Origin of the sequence: Yersinia sp. IP36721 (assembly GCF_003634395.1) — a bacterium.
Taxonomy (GTDB): Bacteria; Pseudomonadota; Gammaproteobacteria; order Enterobacterales; family Enterobacteriaceae; genus Yersinia; species Yersinia entomophaga.
The window spans coordinates 37,243-58,974 of record NZ_QCZL01000001.1 but is presented as its reverse complement, the minus strand read 5'-3'; the positions used below and the strand labels follow the sequence as shown (position 1 = coordinate 58,974).

Sequence of the window (21,732 nt, the reverse complement as noted above, 5' to 3'; positions counted from 1 at the left end):
CAGAAGAAATTGTAGCCCGGGCTATTACTCTTTATCGCCCAGCAGAACAGATTCCAACGCGATTTCAATCATGTCGTTGAAGGTCGTTTGGCGTTCTTCTGCGGTAGTTTGTTCACCGGTACGGATATGGTCAGAAACGGTACAGATAGTCAGCGCTTTAGCACCAAATTCTGCCGCTACGCCGTAGATACCGGCAGCTTCCATTTCCACGCCCAAAATGCCGTATTTTTCCATTACATCAAACATTTGTGGGTCTGGCGTATAGAATAAATCAGCGGAGAAAATATTACCGACGCGTGCTGGAACGCCTTTGGCTTTAGCGGCGTCAACAGCGTTACGCACCATATCGAAATCAGCGATAGCCGCATAATCGTGATCTTTAAAACGCAGACGGTTAACTTTGGAATCGGTGCAGGCACCCATACCAATCACAACGTCACGCAGTTTTACATCGTTACGAACTGCGCCACATGAACCCACGCGAATGATTTTTTTCACGCCGAAATCGGTGATCAGTTCTTTCGCGTAGATTGAGCAGGATGGAATACCCATACCGTGACCCATTACCGAGATTTTGCGGCCTTTATAAGTACCGGTGAACCCCAGCATGCCACGCACATTGTTAACCTGACGCACGTCTTGCAGGAAGGTTTCTGCGATGAATTTTGCTCGCAGCGGGTCCCCTGGCATCAGGACAACGTCAGCAAAATCACCCATTTCAGCATTGATATGTGGCGTAGCCATAATTATTTTCCTTATAAATCAAAAATATTAAATAAAATCACCGGTCGACCGCCATAAACGGTCCGACGCAGATAATCAAAACATTGGTTTGCCGTAATCCATCGGTGACAAATCAAAATATTTCGCGACGGTCTGACCGATGTCAGCGAAAGTATCGCGATGACCGAGAGAACCCGGTTTCACTTTGGGACCGTAAACCAGCACTGGAATGTGCTCACGGGTGTGATCGGTACCCGGCCAGGTTGGATCGCAACCGTGGTCAGCGGTGAAGATGATAATGTCGTCATCTTTCACCAATTCCAGCAATTCTGGCAAGCGGCGATCGAACAGTTCCAGCGCGGCGGCATAACCTGCCACATCGCGGCGGTGGCCGTAAGAAGAGTCGAAATCCACGAAGTTGGTAAAGACGATGGTGTTATCGCCCGCTTTCTTCATTTCTTCCAAAGTAGCGTCGAACAAAGCATCAATACCGGTAGCTTTGACTTTGTGAGTGATGCCCACGTGTGCGTAGATATCGGCGATTTTGCCGATAGAAACCACCTCACCCTGTTTCTCATCAACCAGCTTTTTCAAAATGGTTGGCGCTGGCGGTTCAACGGCCAGATCGTGGCGGTTACCAGTACGCTGGAAGTTACCCGGTTTGTCGCCGATAAACGGACGAGCGATAACGCGACCAATGTTGTAGCCGCCTTCGGTTAACTCTTCGCGAGCGATTTCACACAGCTCATACAGACGATCCAGTCCGAAAGTTTCTTCGTGGCAAGCAATCTGGAAAACCGAGTCAGCAGAGGTATAGAAAATCGGCTTGCCGGTTTTCATATGTTCTTCGCCCAACTGATCCAAAATTACAGTACCGGATGAATGGCAGTTGCCTAGGTAGCCCGGCAGGTTGGCGCGCTTAACCAGTTTATCCAGCAATTCCTGCGGGAAACTGTTCTCAACGTCGCTGAAATAGCCCCAATCAAACAGAACTGGCACACCTGCAATTTCCCAATGGCCTGACGGAGTGTCTTTACCGGAAGATAATTCGCTGGCGTAAGCATAGGCACCAATGATGTCAGCATCTTTATCCAGACCCACAGGGAAAGTACCGCAGGATTCTTCAGCGGCTTTACCCAGCCCTAAACGGCTCAGGTTCGGCAACGTCAGCGGGCCTTTACGTCCAATATCAGCATCACCGCGGGCACAGGCTTCAGCGATGTGGCCGAGGGTGTTGGCACCTTCATCGTTAAACTTGCCAGCATCAGCGCTAGCACCGATACCAAATGAGTCTAATACCATAATAAATGTACGTTTCATCATTTTCTCCTGCGTGAACTCACGCTGTGGGAGCAGTACGGCCAACATGCCTTACTGCGCCAAATTCGTAGTGAATAAAGAAAGCTTATTCGGTAATCCGACGATAAACCACCGGCGTTTGTTCTAACGCTTTGTCACCCAGCGTCATGGCCGCGCGTACTGCATCAGCCGCCTGCTGCCAGTCACTTTCATTGTTGGCATGAATCACTGCCAACGGACGTTCGCTATCCATTTTATCGCCCAGACGCGCCATATCGGTCAGGCCAACGCTGTAGTCGATTGAATCGGTAGCACGGCGACGACCGCCGCCCAGCGCTACCACAGACATCCCCAGCGCGCGGGTATCCATCGCGGTGATAATGCCCGGTTTTTCTGCAAAGACCGGTTTGCTCAGCATCGCCACCGGCAAATAGCTGTCGTAACGTTCAACGAAATCAGTCGGGCCTTTCTGAGCCGCAATCATGCGACCAAAGACTTCTGCCGCTTTACCGTTATCCAATACCGCCTGTAGCTTAGCGCGCGCATCGGTTTCGGAGTTCGCCAACCCGCCGGAAAGCAACATTTCGACGCACAGCGCCATCGTCACTTCCAGCAAGCGCGGATTGCGATATTCACCGGTCAGGAAGCGTACGGCTTCACGAACTTCCACACCGTTACCGGCGCTGGATGCCAGCACCTGATTCATATCAGTCAGCAGAGCCGTTGTTTTACAACCCGCGCCGTTGGCAACGCCGACAATCGCCTGCGCCAAATCTGCGGACAGTTGATAGGTTGGCATAAAGGCACCAGAACCGACTTTAACGTCCATCACCAGCGCATCCAGGCCTTCCGCCAGTTTCTTCGCCAGAATAGAAGCGGTAATCAGCGGAATGGAATCCACGGTCGCAGTAATATCGCGAGTGGCGTAAAAACGTTTATCCGCCGGAGCCAATGAACTGGTCTGGCCGATGATTGCGACGCCAACATCCTGAATAATCTTACGGAAAGTATTATCATCCGGGAAAATATCAAAGCCAGGAATGGCCTCCAACTTATCCAGTGTACCGCCGGTATGGCCCAGGCCACGGCCTGAAATCATAGGAACATAACCGCCGCAAGCCGCTACCATTGGGCCGAGCATTAACGAAGTCACATCGCCAACGCCACCGGTAGAATGCTTATCCACAATAGGGCCATTCAGCTTGAGACTTTTCCAGTCCAGCACGGTACCGGAATCGCGCATCGCCATAGTCAGCGCCACGCGTTCAGGCATGCTCATATCATGAAAATAAATGGTCATCGCCAAAGCGGCGATCTGCCCTTCGGAAACAACATTGTCGCGAATACCATTGATGAAGAAACGAATTTCTTCTTCGCTCAACGGCAGACCGTCGCGTTTTTTACGAATAATTTCTTGTGCCAGAAACAAGGCATCCCCCTGCTTGACCTGAATGGGAAATCGAAAAGCGCATTGTGCCTTTTCAGCAATAGCAACACGGCGGGCGCAGTGCCCGTCGTGCATCTGCAATAATTAATAACCGCCGGGTTTGGCTGTGCTGTGATGACCTAAAGTGGTCAGCAAGCTGGCTAACAGGCTGGATGCACCGAAGCGGAAGTGGCGCGCATCTGCCCAACCTTCGCCCATGATACCGTCCGCCAATTTCAGGAATGCAGCCGCGTCTTCTGCAGTACGCACACCGCCAGCAGGTTTGAAGCCGACTTCTTTGCCTACGCCCAAATCGTGAATGGTGCGAATCATGATTTCCGCACTTTCCAGCGTCGCGTTCACCGGTACTTTCCCGGTTGAGGTTTTAATGAAATCAGCGCCCGCTTTAATCGCAATTTCAGAAGCCTGACGGATCAAATGTTGCTGTTTCAATTCACCGGTTTCGATGATGACTTTCAGCAATACGTTGGCGGCGGCACAGGCCTCTTTGCACACTTTTACCAGCTCGAAGCCCACTTTATCGTTACCAGCCATCAGCGCGCGATATGGGAACACCACGTCTACTTCATCGGCGCCGTAGGCAATAGCCGCGCGGGTCTCGGTCAAAGCAATGTCGATATCGTCATTGCCATGCGGGAAATTGGTCACTGTGGCAATACGGATCTCAGGGGTACCCTGTTCCCGTAGCGTTTTACGAGCAATCGGAATAAAACGAGGATAAATGCAGACAGCCGCAGTATGACCCGCAGGGGTTTTTGCCTGATGACAAAGATCGATAACCTTTTGATCGGTATCGTCGTCATTCAGAGTGGTCAAATCCATCAAACTGAGCGCACGTTTCGCGCTGGCGGTTAAATCGGTCATAAAACTCTCCAACTCTATTTCAGCTTCGGCACCGCGCCAAAACCGAGCATTCATTTATGAACTGACGGCAATTTCCTATGGAAATTCCAGGCCATGCAGCTCAACACGTTGGCGAGCGGACTTGGTTCCTTGAAGATAGCGCCCTTGGGATTTGCTCCCGCAGCGGCAACTGAGATCCATCTCACCGCACTTAGCTTTTCCACAAGAAAAGCCAGCTGTCTCTATTTGAGCATGAAGCGCTCAAATGAGATGTGTTAATACTCACATTAATTAATAGTTATTTGTAACAGGTCTGAATTATATGTGAATTGAGTCACAAAATAACCTGATTTATCGATAAGTGCAGACTATCTTTCGCTCTCGCATCAAGAATAGCCTATTCATCTAATTCCGTGCGACGACGGTGATGACAATACGCACAAACGGCCTGAGTCACCGGAAGGGAAAAACAGGCTGGCGGGTGATAACCGTCCCCGCCAGCACGCTATTCTACAAACAATCTACCTTTGCAGAATATTATATTTTACAAATCGATATGAATTACAGAGCCAGGAAGAAACCGGCAATGGTGGCGCTCATCAGATTAGATAAAGTCCCTGCTGCCACCGCTTTCAAACCGAAACGAGCAATGTCATGACGGCGATTCGGCGCCATGCTGCCCAGACCGCCCAACAGAATTGCCACGGATGAAAGGTTGGCAAAACCGCACAGAGCAAAAGAAATAATGGCTTTGGTATGATCGGAAAGTACTGGCAAACCAGCGGCAATAACCAACTCATCGGCTTTCAAATACTGACCGAAGTTCATAAAGGCCACGAATTCATTGACGATAATCTTCTGACCGATAAAGGAACCCGCCACCGTCGCTTCGCTCCACGGCACGCCAATCAGGAAAGCAATTGGCGAGAATACCCAGCCTAGAATCAATTCCAGGGAGAGCTGCGGATAATCAAACCAGCCGCCAATACCGCCTAAAATGCCGTTCAACAAAGCGATTAACGCGATGAATGCCAACAGCATTGCACCCACGTTCAACGCCAATTGCATACCGGAAGCCGCACCGGTTGCCGCTGCATCGATGACGTTCGCTGGGCGATCGGCTTCAGGAATCAGCTTGGTTGCATCTTCGTGATCGTGCGTTTTTTCAGTTTCCGGCACCATCAATTTGGCAAACAGCAAGCCACCTGGCGCGGCCATAAAGGACGCGGCAATCAGGTATTCCAACGGCACGCCCATTTGCGCATAACCCGCCAATACTGAACCCGCAACCGACGCCAGGCCACCGCACATCACGGCAAACAGCTCAGATTGTGTCATGGTAGAGATGTACGGACGTACCACCAACGGCGCTTCTGTCTGACCAACGAAGATATTCGCGGTAGCCGACAGGGATTCAGTGCGGGAAGTCCCCAGCAGTTTTTGCAGGCCGCCACCCAGTACGCGAATCACCAGCTGCATGATTCCGAGGTAATAAAGTACCGCGATCAGTGAGGAGAAAAAGACGATAACCGGCAGAACGCGCAGGGCGAAAACAAAGCCACCGCCGCCGAAAACTTCAAACATCTTGTCGGAGACCAGTCCGCCGAAAATAAATGAAATCCCTTCGTTACCATAGGCGATCACATTCGCTACGCCTTCGGACATTCCGCCCAAAATACGGCGACCGATCGGCACATACAAAACCAATGCTCCGACGCCAATCTGGATAATAAAAGCGCCTACGACGGTGCGGATATTAATAGCCCTAAAGTTACTCGAGAGTAAGACAGCAATTAATATCAGTACCGCCATCCCGACCAAACTCATGATGGGTTGCATCTGATGTTCCCTGTGTATGTATTAAATGGAGAATGACACGATTTAATATGCGTTCAGACCACATATTTCTTTTTTGAATTCGGGGGGATTATAGCGTCATGGCTCAAATCGCAAACAATCCCTGTCACAAATAAACACACAAAGAAGCAACCAAATGACTGGAAACGTGATCAGATTCACATAATTATAGCCGTTATTAGTAGTTAGGATGTTACCACGCTAAGTAACTCATTCAGGGGCTTCAATGACGTTCAGCCCGTTGTTAGCCATCCGTTCATTTTTCGTTGCAGCCACGCGGCAGCTGAGTGAGTGGTTGGGAGCTTAGCCGACTAAGTCTCGGGGATGAATGGAGGTAGTCAGCACAACTGCGCGGTGAAATGAAAGGTATTACGCCGGAGGAAGATTAAACAAACGCACACTGTTGGCATAAAGCTGCTGCGCAATGACATCCGCTGGTTCGGATCGTAATTCACACAGCACAGTGAACACGTCCGCCGTGCGTTCAGGGCGATTCGGTTGTCCCTGAAAACCGGCCAGCGGCATATCCGGCGCATCGGTTTCCAGCAACAGCGCTTCCAGCGGTAACTCGGCCATCACTTTTCTGGTTTTCTGCGCTCGCTCATAGCTAATAGTGCCACCCACGCCGATGTAATAGCCTAATTTAATAAACGCCTGCGCTTGTACCAGACTGCCGGCAAAACCATGTACTACACCGGTGCGCGGCAGATCGGCTTTACGCAGCGCCGCGGCCAGTTGATCGTGAGTGCGGCGAGAATGCAAAATCACTGGTAAATCATACCGTTTAGCTAATTTAAGCTGCGCTTGTAATAACGCCAATTGGCGAGAGAACTGCGGATTTTCCATATACAGATCCAGCCCAATCTCGCCCACTGCAACCACTTTTGGCGATCTCTGCGACAGCCGCTGATCCAGTAAAGTCAGATGCGGCTCCTGATGCCTGTCGATATACAGCGGGTGCATTCCCAGAGCGGCAAACAGCGCCGGATAATCATTAGCTAAAGCCTGTATGCGATCGAAATATTCGGCTTCTACAGCGGGTACAATGATTTGCCGAACGTTCGCCTGCGCAGCCGATGTCAGACTAGCCACCTCCGCTCCGCTAAACGGCGGAAAATCGAAATGACAGTGAGTATCAATAAAATAAGCTGCGCTGCTGTTAGAACCTGACATTATGCCTTATCACCTTTAGATTTTTTTGCTTTGACCGGTGGAGTGAAATCAGAAATCACCTGCGCCACTTTATTTCTAAGCTTAGCCGGTAAAATAAGCCCCTTTGCTAACGGCATATTCTCGGCGGGTAAGATTTTCCCCGTTTCAGCAAAGTGACCCGATTCAGAGAGCAATGACGAGGCTACAATTTCAGGCTGAATGTCATGGCGCGGTTTAATTAAACGACGAGAGAAAACCACCTTACTCTTATCATCCGGCCTTTTATCTCGAGGCAATAACCAGTGGCCCACGGTTGCTAAAAAATAACGACCACAGCGGCGTCCCAAATGATAATCCCGATTTAGCGAAGCTATTTTACTGCCCAAAGCGTTACTGGCTAGCGGCTTAGGTGGGAAAATTTCAAACACCCGTAATTTCCCCGGCGGCTTTTCAATAAACTTTTGAATGCGATGATAGCTATGCTCGTGTTGCTGCATAATTCGCACCATTTGTTGCAGGCTGCTTTCGCTAAACCAATGCTCCATGCGCTTCATCCACTGCGGGGTGTAATACATTTGCGAAGGCACTGTGCGAATCACGACAATGGTATCTGCGCCGCGACGATGAGCTTCCTCCACCGGTATGGCATCGCTGATACCACCGTCCAGATAACTGATTCCATCCATTTCCACCCCTGAACGATAAAATCCAGGAATGGCGCTGGAGGCTTTAATCGCCGGCAGCCAGTTTTCTCTATTGGGCGCGATATAAGTCGGCGTGAAATCATCGCTGCGGCAGGCGCACATCAAGAATTCACGTCCATTGGACAAATGCTTTTCCGCATGATCAATAGCTAGCGGCAATTGCTCAGAGGTGATATTGACCAGCCAATCGAGATCGATCAGGTGGCCGCCACGAACAAAGCGCAAAGGATTAAAGAAATTCGCACTGGTGGTATAACGCGTGATAACCCGACGAGCATAGCCCGGCTGGTCACAGATGAAAGCGGATAGATTCTGCGCACCGGCGGAAGTACCTATCATTAAATCGAATGGATTAAAGCGGGCTCGCTGAAATTCATCCAGCACCCCGGCGGTAAAAATCCCCCGCTGCCCGCCCCCTTCACATACCAACGCCATTTTCCCGGGCTGATAGGGTTTGTACGCTAATGGCTCAATATTGCCCAGCGTGATAGGTATTCTGTGTCCCACCATCCATCCTTAGTGAGTAGCAATAGACCCCGAGAATAGCTTGTCTTACGCGCTTTCGTTAATCTTCTTGTAAAGAATCATTGCTGATAGCCAGTTTTACGCCCAGTAAATCACCGATTAACATCGGAAAAACAGACTCTTTTTGCTAATGATGTCGTCTTAATTCGCTATTGGTGGTTTCTTAAATAGCTTCATTTGGCCCATTAAAAAGCCGCTGTTAATGACAGCGGCTTTCCAGCATAAAAACAAGAATGTAAAAATCTTCCTACGCTAGCTAAAGACGTTTACGTCCGGTAAACAAACTGATTAAGAAGAGTATGATACCGACGACGAATACCACTTTGGCGGCCCAGGCCGCCGTACCGGCTAACCCACCGAAACCCAGCGCCGCAGCAATCAACGCTATTACCAGAAAAATAATGCCCCAACGAAACATAAGCCCTCTCCTTCCATCCGTATCTCAATAAAATTGACCCGCTGTAGTGCTGAACAACACGCTTACTGTGGTATTTGTAGCTTCAAAAAGCCCCATCCATAGAGCGCTTCAGCAACGACTAACGGGTCAACTCTGGGTTTTAAGCTCTTCAGAACGGCCTGCTACTCCACAGACCGTCTGTGGAAGTATTAAGGCTTAATGTTCAGATCGTTTTTTACACTTTTCACACCGTCGATGGCTTTCGCGATGCTTTCAGCCCGCTCAGCTTGCGCTTTATTTTCTACGTCGCCCGTCAATAGGACGACACCAGCGGTGGTTTCTACGGTAATTTTGCGCGATGGAACGATATCATCGGCCAACAGTTTGGCTTTTACTTTGCTGGTCGTGGTTGCGTCACCGGCATATTCACCAACTGATTGTGTTTTCTGATCTTTTACATGCAGCTTATCACTGACAGATTTCACGCCTTCTACCTTGCTTGCGACAGCAACCGCACGCTCGGCTTCAGCCTGGCTGGATACAAAACCACTCAGAACAACAACGCCATTTTCAGTTTTCACCGAGATATCGCCGCTCTTAATAGTTTTATCCTCAACTAATGCACTTTTAACTTTAGCCGTAGTTGCGCTCTCATCCATGTAATTATCAACTTTTTTCATGGAGCTATCGATTTTCGCACCGGTGCTGTCTATCGTGCTGGATGCTTTATTGAGTAAAGTGTCTTCAGCCATTACGCTTCCGCTAACCAACGCAGAACCTAAAACAACAGCCATCACTGAACGTGCAAATGTAGTGTTTTTCATCGATTTTTCCTTTTTGGTGTGAAGCCAGTCAGTGTCAGTTGTTTCGCCACCGTTTTCGTGGCTCACTCAATGGATACTTCACAATTACTGTAGCTTCAATATTTCCAAACGGGCAAAAATTGAGCTTGCTCGGTCAGACATACTGCAATTGCAATCCACAATTGCGATGCCGGCCTAAAACACCATTAAATTCAGCCATAAACAAAGTCCGGATTAACAAACTGAAGCAAAACTGCCTGCTACAACTGACAATAACGCTTAATCCAGAGCACATTTTCGCTTACTGACTGATTTAACAGAATTAAACCTGTCGTTTGGCAATGAACAAACAAAAGCTTAACTGATTGATTCAGAATACTGTTTTTATCTGAACGATTGCCTAACACGCTTATAAATATAGACCACAGATAAAAAAAGACAGTAGGAATCCGCCTAAAGGGGCAACATCGGAAGATTAGTAGGATGAATCTTAGAGGTATAAATGATGAGGAAAACTAAAGATTCGGGGCAGTGGATGCCCCGAATTATAAGGGATACAGCTGAGATTAATGCTCGCGAGTTTTACGGAAAATAACGTCCGGATAACGCTCTTGAGTAATATTCAGGTTGACCATGGTTGGAGCGATATAGCTCAGATTATCGCCACCATCCAGCGCCAGATTCAGCTCATTCTTACGTTTGAACTCTTCGAATTTCTTCACGTCGTTGCACTCAACCCAACGGGCGGTGGAAACATTGACCGATTCGTATACTGCTTCAACGTTGTATTCACTTTTCAGCCGGGAAGATACCACCTCAAACTGTAGCACCCCTACCGCACCGACGATCAGGTCGTTGTTGGAGATTGGGCGGAATACCTGTACCGCACCTTCTTCTGACAGCTGAACCAGACCTTTCAACAATTGTTTCTGCTTCAGCGGATCGCGCAGACGAATACGACGGAATAGCTCTGGCGCAAAGTTCGGGATACCGGTGAACTTCATATCTTCACCTTGAGTGAAGGTATCACCAATCTGAATGGTTCCGTGGTTGTGCAAGCCGATGATATCGCCAGCAAAAGCCTCCTCCACATGGGAACGGTCGCCGGCCATAAAAGTCAACGCATCAGAAATCACAACGTCTTTCTTGGTACGAACCTGACGCAGTTTCATACCTTTTACGTATCGGCCGGAAACTACACGCATAAAGGCCACGCGGTCACGGTGTTTCGGGTCCATATTGGCCTGAATTTTAAATACGAAACCGGTGAATTTCTCTTCTGACGCCACCACTTCACGCACGTCGGTTTTACGCGGCATCGGTGCCGGAGCCCAGGAAACCAGGCCGTCCAGCATGTGATCCACGCCAAAGTTACCTAATGCGGTACCGAAGAAGACCGGCGTTAAATCACCGGTCAGGAAAGCCTCATGATCGAACTCATGGGAAGCGCCCTGCACCAGTTCCAGCTCCTGACGGAACTGTTTGGCCAGATCTTCACCTACAGCAACGTCCAGCTCTGGGTTATTCAGGCCTTTAACAATCCGGACTTCCTGAATGGTGTGGCCTTTACCGGTCTGGTACAGATAAGTTTCATCTTTATAGAGGTGGTAAACCCCTTTAAACAACTTACCGCAGCCAATTGGCCAAGTGATTGGAGAACAGGCAATTTTCAGTTCGCGTTCCACTTCATCCAGCACTTCCATCGGATCACGAATATCACGATCCAATTTGTTCATAAAGGTCAGAATCGGCGTATCGCGCAGGCGGGTCACTTCCATCAGCTTACGGGTACGATCTTCTACCCCTTTTGCCGCATCAATAACCATCAAACAGCAGTCGACGGCGGTTAGAGTACGGTAAGTATCTTCGGAGAAGTCTTCATGCCCCGGGGTGTCCAGCAGGTTTACCAGGCATTCCTTATACGGGAACTGCATCACCGAGGTGGTGATGGAGATACCGCGCTGTTTCTCCATTTCCATCCAGTCGGATTTGGCGTGGTTATTGGAGCCACGGCCTTTTACCGTACCGGCGGTTTGGATAGCCTGTCCGAACAGCAACACTTTTTCAGTGATGGTGGTTTTACCGGCATCAGGGTGGGAAATAATGGCGAAAGTACGTCTTTTCGCCACTTCTTGTGCATATTCACTTGGAGACATAGTTAGATATTTCTACTTTGGGCCGCCCTGCTCTGGCATCACTCGGAGTCATGCATGATTCAGGAAAGCGAGAATCAGTGTTATAGCGCGATATTTTCCCTGATTTAACCGGGATAGACAATCGATGAAAATACCTGCGACAGCGAAACCGGCTTTAAGCCAAAGGTAACGCCATCATAATGGCATCTTCGCGCCCATTCGCGCTGGGATAGTAGTTACGCCGCACCGATACTTCATTAAAGCCAAGGCTGTCATACAGCGCGATGGCGCGGGCGTTTGAGGCTCTTACCTCCAGCCAAAGTGTGACTACATCACGCGTCTCCAACTGTTCAATCAAATGTTCAAGCAGTAAGCGGCCGTAGCCTTGGCGCTGATGCTGCGGATCAATGGCGATATTAAACAGCGTGGCTTCGTCCAATACAATTTGCGTAATCGCGAAACCGGCCATTTGCTGATCGACCGTCAGCTTATAGTTGAGATAACGTTCGCCCTGATTACTGAACAGGTTTTTTTCCGTCCACGGAAATTCGTGGCTGGCTTGCTCAATCTGATACGCGGTGGCCAGATCGGCTGGCGTCAGGATAGAAATCTGCTTCATGGTGACAAATCTGCTGCCAAAGTGCGCGCTTCGCGCCCGCATCTTGATAAAGCTCGGTCAACGCCGGGCTGTGTAATTGTGCACCGGCCAGCGCAAGCGGCTCGCTGATACCCAATCGCCAACTATTACACTGCGTATCTTCCGGCAGCATCGCCACCTGATCCGGCGTCAGGCTATATATCTGAGCGGCACTCAGGCCAAGGCTGCGCACGATATCACACAGCAAAGGATCGTCCTGACCGGGGAGCGTTTCCGCCACAATAAGCAGGCGAATATCCTCGGGTAAACTTACTGCAATTTCGCCTTGCAACACGGCGGGACGGCGTAGCGTCCACTGCGTAATGCCAAGCTGCTGCAATAGCCAGTCTCGTCTTGATGCCATGCTATTTCCTGTCAAGATACCCGTGTTTCGGCGCTATGCTAGCAAACACATCGAATATGCGCCAACAAACCTCTATAATCCCCGATCATATTATTAAGGAGCCAACGACTGATGTCCGCATTAACCCCAGCCAGTGAAGTGATGCTGCGCCATAGTGATGAGTTTATTCAACGCCGCGTGATTTTTGCAGGCGACCTACAGGACGCGTTACCGGCGCAGTTCGAAGCCGCCGAGGTGCGTGTTCACACTAACCAATATCACCACTGGCAATTACTGAGCAATACGCTGGAAGACAATGTTCAATTCGGTCTGCTGGCTGACGCCGATTTTCTGGCGCAAAGTGATACGCTGATTTACTACTGGCCAAAAAGCAAGCAAGAAGCTCAGTTCCAACTGGCTAATCTGCTGTCTATGCTGCCAATCGGCACCGATATTTTTATCGTCGGTGAAAACCGCTGTGGCGTACGTAGCGCAGAAGAAATGCTGAGTGATTTTGCCACGTTGACCAAAATCGACAGCGCGCGCCGCTGCGGTTTGTACCATGCGCGTTTAGATAAACAGCCTGAATTTGATCCGGAAGGCTGGTGGCATAGCTATCAGGTTGATGATGTCACCATCAAAACCCTGCCGGGCGTGTTCAGTAAAGACGCGCTGGATTCCGGCAGCTACCTGCTGCTCTCCACCTTCAACGAACCTTTTAAAGGTCGCGTGCTGGACGTCGGCTGCGGTGCAGGCGTATTGGCTTCGGTATTATCCAAACAGTCACCGAAGATTAAATGGACTCTGAGCGACGTTAGCGCAGCGGCCATTGAAGCCAGCCGGGCAACCTTGGCTGCCAACGAAATCGAAGCTGAAGTGATCGCGAGTAACGTTTACTCTGACATTCAGGGGCGTTTCGATATGATCATTTCCAACCCGCCGTTCCATGATGGGTTACAAACCAGTTTCCACGCGGCAGAAATGCTCATTCGTGGTGCAACCGGTCATTTGCACGTTGGTGGCAAGCTGCGCATTGTGGCTAACTCTTTCCTGCCTTATCCGGCGCTGCTGGATGCCGCGTTTGGCAGCCATGAAGTACTGGCACAAAATGGTCGTTTTAAGGTTTATCAGGCGACCGTTGGCCGCGCTCCCCGCGCAAAAGCCAAACGTTAATAATCTGATACTGTAATAATTTGGCGTTTGAATACGCTAACGTTGAAATTTTCAAGATCAGCACGTCATGTTGCAGCGCATAGCCGCTGCCGCATGGCGTAAACACCGTTTACTCACTTATTCCGTACTTTGCCCGCCTTTCAACCCGAACTCTCTCACATATTTCAGGCTTCTTATTGATGAGAAAGCTTTTAATTTCCGATGAACTCATCAGTAATGCTGACGAAAAATAGCGCTGAAAAGCCCGATATCTCAATGAATCAGCCGAATAACTGCGGATATGCTGTTTTTTACAGCAACCGTCCCGATAAAGGGAAATAAGTATTGACCTGAACAGGAAAATCTCTAGAATTCGCCCCCGTGGTTGCATCACAAAAGTGATGAACATGGTACGCGATGGTGGCGGAATTGGTAGACGCGCTAGCTTCAGGTGTTAGTGTTCTTACGGACGTGAGGGTTCAAGTCCCTCCCTTCGCACCAAGCTGGTGACATAAATTAAAGCAGTAAAAACAATCAGATGTGCGATGGTGGCGGAATTGGTAGACGCGCTAGCTTCAGGTGTTAGTGTTCTTACGGACGTGAGGGTTCAAGTCCCTCCCTTCGCACCACACTGATTGAATTCCTCGGTTTTCTCCCTTCTTGGTATGTGCAAGTGATATAGCATGTGGCTATAGCTCACTTAGCGGTACTCGCTCGAAAGCACTTGGTTATCTTCCCAAAAAAACTTCCCTATTTTGCCCTAAATACGCCGTCATTCAGCCCGTATTCATAGATGTGTCAAAACTGCGAGTAGACCGCCAGCCATTGCCAGGCAGGAAGGAATCAACAGAAAATGGCGCAGGCGCGGGTGGTACAGCATACTCAACGTTGCCAACATCGCGGCGACAATAATGCCACGCAGTTCGGTCACGCTAAAATCCCCCCAACCCAGCAAAGGTAAAAGCGCACAAGGCAGTAAAACACCCCATCCGCTGGCCATTCGACTCAGTAAGAAATCGTTCAGCCTCCACGACCGGCAGGCTGCTATTGTCGCTCCAATCATGATAATACCCCCACACTAAGTGATAATGATAACCAATATCATATAACACTCTGTAGTTAAGTGCATCATTTTGCGTAGCAGCTCGACATCATGATGACATGCCGATCCAAAGATGGTAATTTTGTATTAAGAAAAATCTTAAAAAGATTTAAATAAGAATAATTTCAAAGAAAAACTATTTATCGTGCCCCTTAAATCAGGCGGCATGAGGATATTGTTTATTTGTCTGCGGACAGCATTACATACACAGAGTGAATTTAATATGAACGGCCATTCCTACGATCAGCTATTGAAAAGTAAGCATCGGCTCTCTTTACTGCTCTTTTTATTTTTAAATGCGTCTTCATCTATTTTTAATATGTTATTACCGGCTCACTACACTCCAGCATTTACTTTGCCGGTGGTATTGATTGCTATTCTCAGCATTAGTGCATTGTTATTTAACATATTTTTTCCGAAGGATTATGCGAATAAACTGAATATATTCGCATTTATTCTCGGTATTCTGTGGACATGGCAAATCATTCTAAAATATGAATATTTGGGGCGAGACGAAAATAACTTCTTATTGATCAGCCTGTTTACAATTTTCTTTATCAGCACTATCGCGCTTTCCGATAACTTTATCGCCTTTTGTTTACATTCAGCGCCAGCGGCGATTGCCGTGATTTTTCTGGACGATTTCCAGAATATTTTCCGCATTATATTCACTGTTATGCTGCCACTCATTGGTTTTTGCTTACATCATCTTATGCTGCGCCGCAGCGATGAATTCACCCGAAAATTGGTCGCCCATTTATATAATGAACGAGAAAAATTCAGTGATTTAAGCATGATAGACCCATTAACTAATCTTTATAACCGACGCGGCCTGGAAAGTAAGCTGGAAAGCCTGCTAACGCAGTCGCCGGGTAATCATTATGTTTTGTTGCTGGATATTGACCATTTCAAGGCCTATAACGACAACTACGGTCATACCATGGGCGATCAGGCTTTGGTGCGGGTTGCTGCAGCCATTCGCGATGCTGTGCGTTCACGAGATATCGTGGTGCGCTTCGGTGGAGAAGAGTTTCTGGTATTGCTGACCCACGTTAGCGAAGAATACGCCTCACAGCTGGCGGAGCGCGTTCGCCAGCGCGTACTAGGGCTGGATATTCCCCACGTTTTCAATCATAAAGTATCCACTACGGTCACGCTCAGCGCCGGCATTTCACCGCTGCAACCCTTGGATTTGCCAGCTTCGCTGAAAGCCGCGGATGAAGCACTGTATCAAGCCAAGAAAAACGGTCGCAATAAAGTCGCTTTCGCCAGCGATACGCTCGCTACCGCGGAATCCGTCCACTAAATATCGGTTGTCAGCCAGACTATCTCTTTCCTGTGGGGCGATGTATTTGCCCTGCCAGTTAAATACCAGAGCGCTCCCCGCAGACATTGGATTTCACCACGCCAAACGGGATAAAAAATTTATTTAGTCATACAAACCATTAAATAAGTACATTAAAAATGCGTTGAGTTTATTGGAATGAATCAGTCGGTTTATTGTGAAAATAATTCACGTAACTTATCGCGCTCGAGGTATATTTTGACTATCTAAACGCGGCTAATTTAGTTTAGTAACTATTTTTATAGAATGTTATTTCTGCTGTTTCAGGCATAATTTTTTTGAAAGGATGGCTGCACGAAATAGCGAAAGGAAATTGCGGAGCAGGAAAAATTGCTCGAAACACTATCAGAAACCCGGCCAGTATTTGGCCGGGTGAACGGCTTTAGAATGCTACAGAACCTTGCACGAAGAAGGTGCGCGGCTCGCCGACATATTTGCCGGAATTGTTATCATTTGAACGAGTGAAATAACGTTGGTCAAATAGGTTTTTTACCCCAGCGCCTAACGTCAGATTTGACCACTGTGGCCCGAAATTATATTCGGCGCGAGTATTCCACACCATATAACCCGGAATATTACCAAACTGGCCGTCGGCGCTTTCTTCGGTAATATAAATCGGGCCGCTCCCCGGTGAACGCTGTTTAGATTGCGCATAGCTATCCAGATTCCAAGTCCAGTTTCCGGTCTGGTAACGGGTTCCAACGGTATATACCTGGCGGGAATAGAACGGTAGATCTTTACCCGCAAACGCGCCGCCTTCGGTCGTCGCTTTGGTGTAGGTATAGCTGGTATAAACGCTCACACCGTCCAGCGTCGGGTTCAATTCACTCAAATCGTAACTGAACGCCATTTCAATCCCTTGATGTTTGGTCGCGCCCAGATTGGTCCAGCCGATATCGTTGCTGATGTATTGCAGTTGGTTATCGAAATCAATGTAGAACAGCGTCACTTCTCCGGTGAGAAGTGTGTCGTCGAAGCGAGTACCAATCTCGTAGGTATGCGCCTTCTCTGCGGTCAGACCCGGCGCGGGCGCGTTACCGTTGCCACCTTTGCTCAGTTGGAAGTACTGCATACTGCCAAAAGAGGTATTCGCGTTAGCAAACAGCTTCCATTCATCAGACAGATGATACATCAGGTTCAGGGATGGCAGTGGCTCGCTGTAATGCTTCTCACGAGAAGTTTGTGAGAAAGAATCATCGACGTTAGTGCTGATTTTTTCATAACGCAGGCCCGGAGTGATTGTCCAGTTGCCAACGTTTACCGCATCATCGATATACACCGCGTGGGCTTCAGTGCCGCCAGAGGTGTGTTGGTAGTAATCCGGCGTCGCCGGTGTAGAAGACGCTGAACTCGGTGCATACCAGACAGAACGATATGCTTTCTCGTCCATGGTTTCATTCAGATAACGATAGCCTACCGTCACCTCATGGGAAGTGCTGCCTAAACGGAATAATTGGGAATAACTCGGCTCAATGGCCCAAGTGGTGTAATTGCGCGGATAGGCAACCATCCGTTTTTTACCCACATTATTGCCAGTGCCTTCAGATTCAATATTGCTACCGCGGAAGCTTTTGGTGAAATAAGTCAGTAATTCAAACTGCTTATCTTCTTCCTGATGCTTATATTTGAAAGACATATCGCGGCGACGGCCATCGAACTGATCGAATGGTCGAGTCGACTGGAAGGGGTTTTGCGCATATTGCGCACTGGTCAGGCCGCCTGGCATACCGGCGTGGGCTTCGTAATAATGGAAGTTGGCCAACAGCTCATCATTAGGCGTGATTTCATAACGAGTTTTCAGCAGAAAATCGTCGATGTCGGTATTGTCGTTACTATCGCGATACCCCTGGCCGTGTAAACCAGAGTACATCAACGCCGCGCCGAAGCCGTTATCCGCCGTCCCGCCTAAAGAAGCGCTGGATAGGGTTTTCAGGCCGCCGTGGCTAGCGCCCTGAGTCTGCGCGCTCACCGCGCCGCTAAACTCTTTAGGAATCGCTTTGGTATTGAAGTTAATAATTCCACCGACGTTCTGCGGCCCATAACGTACCGCACCGCCGCCGCGAATCACGTCGATAGACTGTAGATTTCCGATGGATAACGGCGCCATAGAGAGCTGTGGCTGTCCGTAAGGAGCCACCGCCAGCGGAATGCCATCCTGCAAAATGGTGGAACGCGGTGACAAACGCGAAGTTAAACCACGAACGCCAACGTTAAGAGAAATATCGCTACCGCCAGTACCGTTGCTTTCGCGCACCTGAACACCAGGAATACCGCGCAGTGAATCACCGATAGTCTGCGCACCTTTTTCCTGCAAACGCTGCTGGGTGACGATGGTTCGCGCCCCCGGATGATTCAGCACAACCGTACTGTTATCGGTGTTATCCAACCAGTTTCCCACTACCGAAAGCGTGTCGCTTTTACCCGTGGCGGGTGCATCCTGATTGGCCGTTGGCTGGTTATCATCAGCCTGAGTTTTTTTATCCGCGGCGTAGGTAGGCAATGCCAGCGCAATGGATGCAGCTAGCAAGGAAAGACGAGTAAAAGTAAACATATGAGGTTTATTCCGAAAGGAAATGTATATGAATGTATTTTTTAGAAACGCTAATCTTAATGATTCTGCTTACCAAGTAAATCGATATTGGCAATAAATCGAATCAGAGTTTATTTCAGTCGAAGTCTTGGCCGGCAAAGGTTTACGTAGAAAACCACAAACAAACATGACGCGCACAAGCCATTTGAGCAGAGCGAATATTCAAAATGGCAAATAATATTGCCTCAATAGAACAGGCTCAGAAATATCCTCCCGTAAGGGGAGGATTAGCAGGAGAAATGAGCGTGGCAGGAATTATTTAGCCTGAACCCAAAACACGCCGCTGTAATCCAGCGCGGTGTATTTTTGATGCAACATCTTGATATCTGCCAGAGGGTCAAGATCGCTAAATAGCTCCGGATGCAGGAATTTAGCAATGGCTTCAACGGCAATCACGTTGAACGGCGTATCGTAAAACTGATGATAAATCGCCATAACCTTCTTATCTTTGACCGATTGCAGCACGCTGATGCCGGTGCGATTCATCAGGTGTTTCAGACGCGCCTGCGTGGTAGCTTCATCGGTGCTATAACCTAGCGGAACCGCTAAAGTACCTCGGTGCCCGCGACTCCAGTCAGCGCCGGTCATCAGATAAAAATCCGGGTTACTGGCAATCAGTTGCTCGACGTTAACGTCTCCGCCCATTGCCGGAAACAGCTTGCTTCCAACGTTATTACCGCCTGCAACATCGATAAATTGTCCGAAACTGCCTTTCCCAAAAGTGCTGCAACAATCATCGCCTTTCATTCCGGCGCTGCGTTCGATAAACACGCTGGGGCGCTGCTCTGGTTTTAAGGCCGCAACCCGCTCACGAACCAAATCCAAACGTTGCTGATAGAACTGAATAAAGGATTCAGCGTTCGCCTCTTCGCCAAAGACTTTGCCGAGTAATCTCATACTTGGCACCGTATTGGTGAGCGGCTGCTGACGGAAATCGATGATTAATACCGGCAGTCCGGCTTTTTCCAACTGCCCTAACACGCCGCTGCTTTTCAGTTTTTCCAGCAAGCCAATATCAAAAATTATTAGATCTGGCCTGAAAACTACCGCTTGTTCCACGCTAAAATCAGAAACGTAGGGGTTTTCAAAAATAGGAATCTTATTGATTTCAGGGAATGTCTTCGCGTAAGCCTCTACCAGATCTGGCGCTTTGACTTTTAGCGAATTATCCCAAGCAATAATATTTTTTAGCGGCGTTTGCGGATGCAAAATATTCAGCGCCAGCAAGGCTCTGGCGTCAGCCAACATGACTTTGGCGGCGGGCTGAGGCAATGTCACTTCACGCCCCGCCACATCGGTAACCACAATAGGTGCAGCCAACGCAGACCAGGACATAAGGATCGCCAGCGAAGCCAATAGCCAGCGGGCTGCGCGGAGAAGACTAACGGACATGATATATCCTTGATAAATGCATAATAAGATTCGAACGCTAATGATAATCCATATCTTTTGTTTTTAAACTACCCAATATTTCTCACTGCAATAAAATCGATTAGATCACGTTATGACTCACTTTTTCTGATTACTTCAGGAATTTTGTTGCTTTGCTAAACCGATTCTTCTAATTTTAGCCACCAATAGGATCGGATAAATTTGAGGATCATCATGAAGAATTCAGTGTGGGTTTTAGGCGATGCCGTGGTTGATCTGGTGCCTGATAATTCAAATAGTTACCTTAAATGTCCCGGCGGAGCACCGGCAAACGTCGCCGTGGGAATTGCCCGTTTAGGCGGTAAAAGCGCCTTTATTGGCCGAGTGGGCAACGATAGCTTTGGCCGCTTTATGCAGCAGATATTGCAGCAGGAAAATGTCGATACCCGCTACATGACGCAAGATCCTCACTATCACACCTCAACCGTGGTGGTGGATTTAGATCGAAACGGCGAGCGATCCTTTACTTTTATGGTCAATCCAAGCGCCGATTTATTCCTACAACCCGATGATTTACCGGAATTTGAAGCCCATCAGTGGCTTCACGTTTGCTCCATTGCGCTCAGCCGTGAACCCAGTCGAAGCACCGCATTTGAAGCGATGAAGCATATCAAAGCCGCCGGCGGTTGGGTCAGCTTCGATCCTAATATTCGGGAAGATATTTGGCAAAATCCGGAGGAATTGCTGCCGTGCCTGCATCAGGCGCTACAATTGGCGGACGTAGTCAAACTGTCGCTGGAAGAACTGGCATTTATCAGCGGAACCGATGAAACCACCCTAGCTATAGAGCAAATAATGGCACACTTCCCGTGCAAACTGCTGTTGGTTACGCTGGGGGCTGATGGCGTATGGCTGCATAATCGCACGGATTTGCAGCAATATCCGAGCCGCAAAGTCACTCCGGTAGATACTACTGGCGCAGGAGATGCCTTCGTCGCCGGGCTGCTGGCCGCCCTGGCTGACCAGCAAGACTGGGCCAAAGGCACAGATCTTCCCGCTGCAATCGCTCAGGCTCAAGCCTGCGGCGCACTGGCGACCACGGCCAAAGGCGCGATGACCGCGTTGCCAAGCTCCAGCCAACTGGCTCATTTTTTAAAAACCCCGGTTTAGCCCGCTGATACCTGCCGGATCTCTCTGTTTTATCGTAGTTATTCGGCAGTAACCGCTTATTTGCCTTTCCTCCAACCCCACTATATATTTCCTGTCTGAACCTACCTGCCCGCTATTTTCTTTTCTGAAAGGAACTC

Annotated in this window: 18 protein-coding genes and 2 tRNA genes; 5 read left to right on the top strand and 15 right to left on the bottom strand. The window is 48.9% G+C overall.

Going from position 1 to position 21,732, the window contains the following annotated elements:
• Nucleotides 1-24: 24 nt before the first annotated feature.
• The 12 genes from deoD to DBA33_RS00175 all read right to left on the bottom strand — a co-directional run bounded on the left by deoD (nt 25) and on the right by DBA33_RS00175 (nt 12,886).
• Complete coding sequence (gene deoD / locus DBA33_RS00230) at nt 25-744, bottom strand: purine-nucleoside phosphorylase (protein ID WP_049599015.1); 720 nt, start codon at nt 742-744, stop codon at nt 25-27.
• 75 nt (nt 745-819) lie between these two features.
• Nucleotides 820-2,043 (bottom strand): phosphopentomutase, encoded by a 1,224-nt coding sequence (gene deoB, locus DBA33_RS00225; RefSeq protein ID WP_120805396.1) that lies wholly within the window; start codon nt 2,041-2,043, stop codon nt 820-822.
• Nucleotides 2,044-2,128: 85 nt separating this feature from the next.
• Complete coding sequence (gene deoA, locus DBA33_RS00220) at nt 2,129-3,451, bottom strand: thymidine phosphorylase (RefSeq protein WP_064518435.1); 1,323 nt, start codon at nt 3,449-3,451, stop codon at nt 2,129-2,131.
• 102 nt (nt 3,452-3,553) lie between these two features.
• Complete coding sequence (gene deoC / locus DBA33_RS00215; protein WP_064518433.1) at nt 3,554-4,333, bottom strand: deoxyribose-phosphate aldolase; 780 nt, start codon at nt 4,331-4,333, stop codon at nt 3,554-3,556.
• A gap of 540 nt (nt 4,334-4,873) precedes the next feature.
• Nucleotides 4,874-6,139: a NupC/NupG family nucleoside CNT transporter gene (locus DBA33_RS00210; protein ID WP_179207938.1), complete on the bottom strand. Its 1,266-nt coding sequence runs from the start codon at nt 6,137-6,139 to the stop codon at nt 4,874-4,876.
• Nucleotides 6,140-6,538: 399 nt separating this feature from the next.
• Nucleotides 6,539-7,342, bottom strand: coding sequence for a TatD family hydrolase (locus DBA33_RS00205; RefSeq protein WP_064516288.1), 804 nt, complete (start codon nt 7,340-7,342; stop codon nt 6,539-6,541).
• Nucleotides 7,342-8,535 carry a patatin family protein gene (locus tag DBA33_RS00200; protein WP_120805179.1) on the bottom strand — a complete coding sequence of 398 codons (1,194 nt, stop codon included), beginning with the start codon at nt 8,533-8,535 and terminating at the stop codon, nt 7,342-7,344. Before DBA33_RS00200 ends, DBA33_RS00205 begins: the two co-directional genes overlap by 1 nt.
• 271 nt (nt 8,536-8,806) lie before the next feature.
• On the bottom strand, nt 8,807-8,968 hold the full coding sequence (locus DBA33_RS00195; RefSeq protein WP_004389381.1) for a DUF1328 domain-containing protein: 162 nt from the start codon (nt 8,966-8,968) through the stop codon (nt 8,807-8,809).
• 188 nt (nt 8,969-9,156) lie between these two features.
• Nucleotides 9,157-9,771, bottom strand: a complete 615-nt coding sequence (gene osmY, locus DBA33_RS00190; RefSeq protein WP_064516283.1) for a molecular chaperone OsmY — start codon at nt 9,769-9,771, stop codon at nt 9,157-9,159.
• 545 nt (nt 9,772-10,316) lie between these two features.
• Entirely contained in the window at nt 10,317-11,906 is a 1,590-nt protein-coding gene (gene prfC / locus DBA33_RS00185) for a peptide chain release factor 3 (protein ID WP_064516281.1), read from the bottom strand.
• 154 nt (nt 11,907-12,060) lie between these two features.
• Complete coding sequence (rimI, locus tag DBA33_RS00180; protein ID WP_120805177.1) at nt 12,061-12,504, bottom strand: ribosomal protein S18-alanine N-acetyltransferase; 444 nt, start codon at nt 12,502-12,504, stop codon at nt 12,061-12,063.
• Nucleotides 12,449-12,886, bottom strand: coding sequence for a DNA polymerase III subunit psi (locus DBA33_RS00175; RefSeq protein WP_064516277.1), 438 nt, complete (start codon nt 12,884-12,886; stop codon nt 12,449-12,451). Before DBA33_RS00175 ends, rimI begins: the two co-directional genes overlap by 56 nt.
• Before the next feature lie 111 nt (nt 12,887-12,997).
• Here DBA33_RS00175 and rsmC point away from each other — a divergent pair, with 111 nt between their 5' ends.
• The 3 genes from rsmC to DBA33_RS00160 all read left to right on the top strand — a co-directional run bounded on the left by rsmC (nt 12,998) and on the right by DBA33_RS00160 (nt 14,646).
• A complete protein-coding gene (gene rsmC, locus DBA33_RS00170) occupies nt 12,998-14,038 on the top strand; it encodes a 16S rRNA (guanine(1207)-N(2))-methyltransferase RsmC (protein WP_064516275.1) in 1,041 nt (346 codons plus the stop codon).
• Between the two features lie 393 nt (nt 14,039-14,431).
• Nucleotides 14,432-14,518, top strand: a tRNA-Leu gene (locus tag DBA33_RS00165).
• 41 nt (nt 14,519-14,559) lie between these two features.
• Nucleotides 14,560-14,646, top strand: a tRNA-Leu gene (locus DBA33_RS00160).
• 158 nt (nt 14,647-14,804) lie between these two features.
• Here the strand turns inward: DBA33_RS00160 and DBA33_RS00155 are convergent.
• Nucleotides 14,805-15,080 (bottom strand): DUF1435 family protein, encoded by a 276-nt coding sequence (locus DBA33_RS00155; RefSeq protein WP_064516273.1) that lies wholly within the window; start codon nt 15,078-15,080, stop codon nt 14,805-14,807.
• A 262-nt stretch (nt 15,081-15,342) separates the two neighbouring features.
• On the opposite strand from DBA33_RS00155, the gene DBA33_RS00150 reads away from it, so the two are divergent.
• On the top strand, nt 15,343-16,425 hold the full coding sequence (locus DBA33_RS00150) for a GGDEF domain-containing protein (RefSeq protein ID WP_162975137.1): 1,083 nt from the start codon (nt 15,343-15,345) through the stop codon (nt 16,423-16,425).
• A 421-nt stretch (nt 16,426-16,846) separates the two neighbouring features.
• Here DBA33_RS00150 and DBA33_RS00145 read toward each other — a convergent pair whose 3' ends face one another.
• Both DBA33_RS00145 and DBA33_RS00140 read right to left on the bottom strand, forming a co-directional pair.
• A complete protein-coding gene (locus DBA33_RS00145) occupies nt 16,847-19,015 on the bottom strand; it encodes a TonB-dependent siderophore receptor (RefSeq protein WP_120805173.1) in 2,169 nt (722 codons plus the stop codon).
• A gap of 294 nt (nt 19,016-19,309) precedes the next feature.
• Complete coding sequence (locus DBA33_RS00140) at nt 19,310-20,446, bottom strand: ABC transporter substrate-binding protein (protein ID WP_064516267.1); 1,137 nt, start codon at nt 20,444-20,446, stop codon at nt 19,310-19,312.
• Between the two features lie 213 nt (nt 20,447-20,659).
• Here DBA33_RS00140 and DBA33_RS00135 point away from each other — a divergent pair, with 213 nt between their 5' ends.
• A complete protein-coding gene (locus tag DBA33_RS00135) occupies nt 20,660-21,595 on the top strand; it encodes an aminoimidazole riboside kinase (protein WP_120805171.1) in 936 nt (311 codons plus the stop codon).
• The last annotated feature ends 137 nt before the right edge of the window (nt 21,596-21,732 follow it).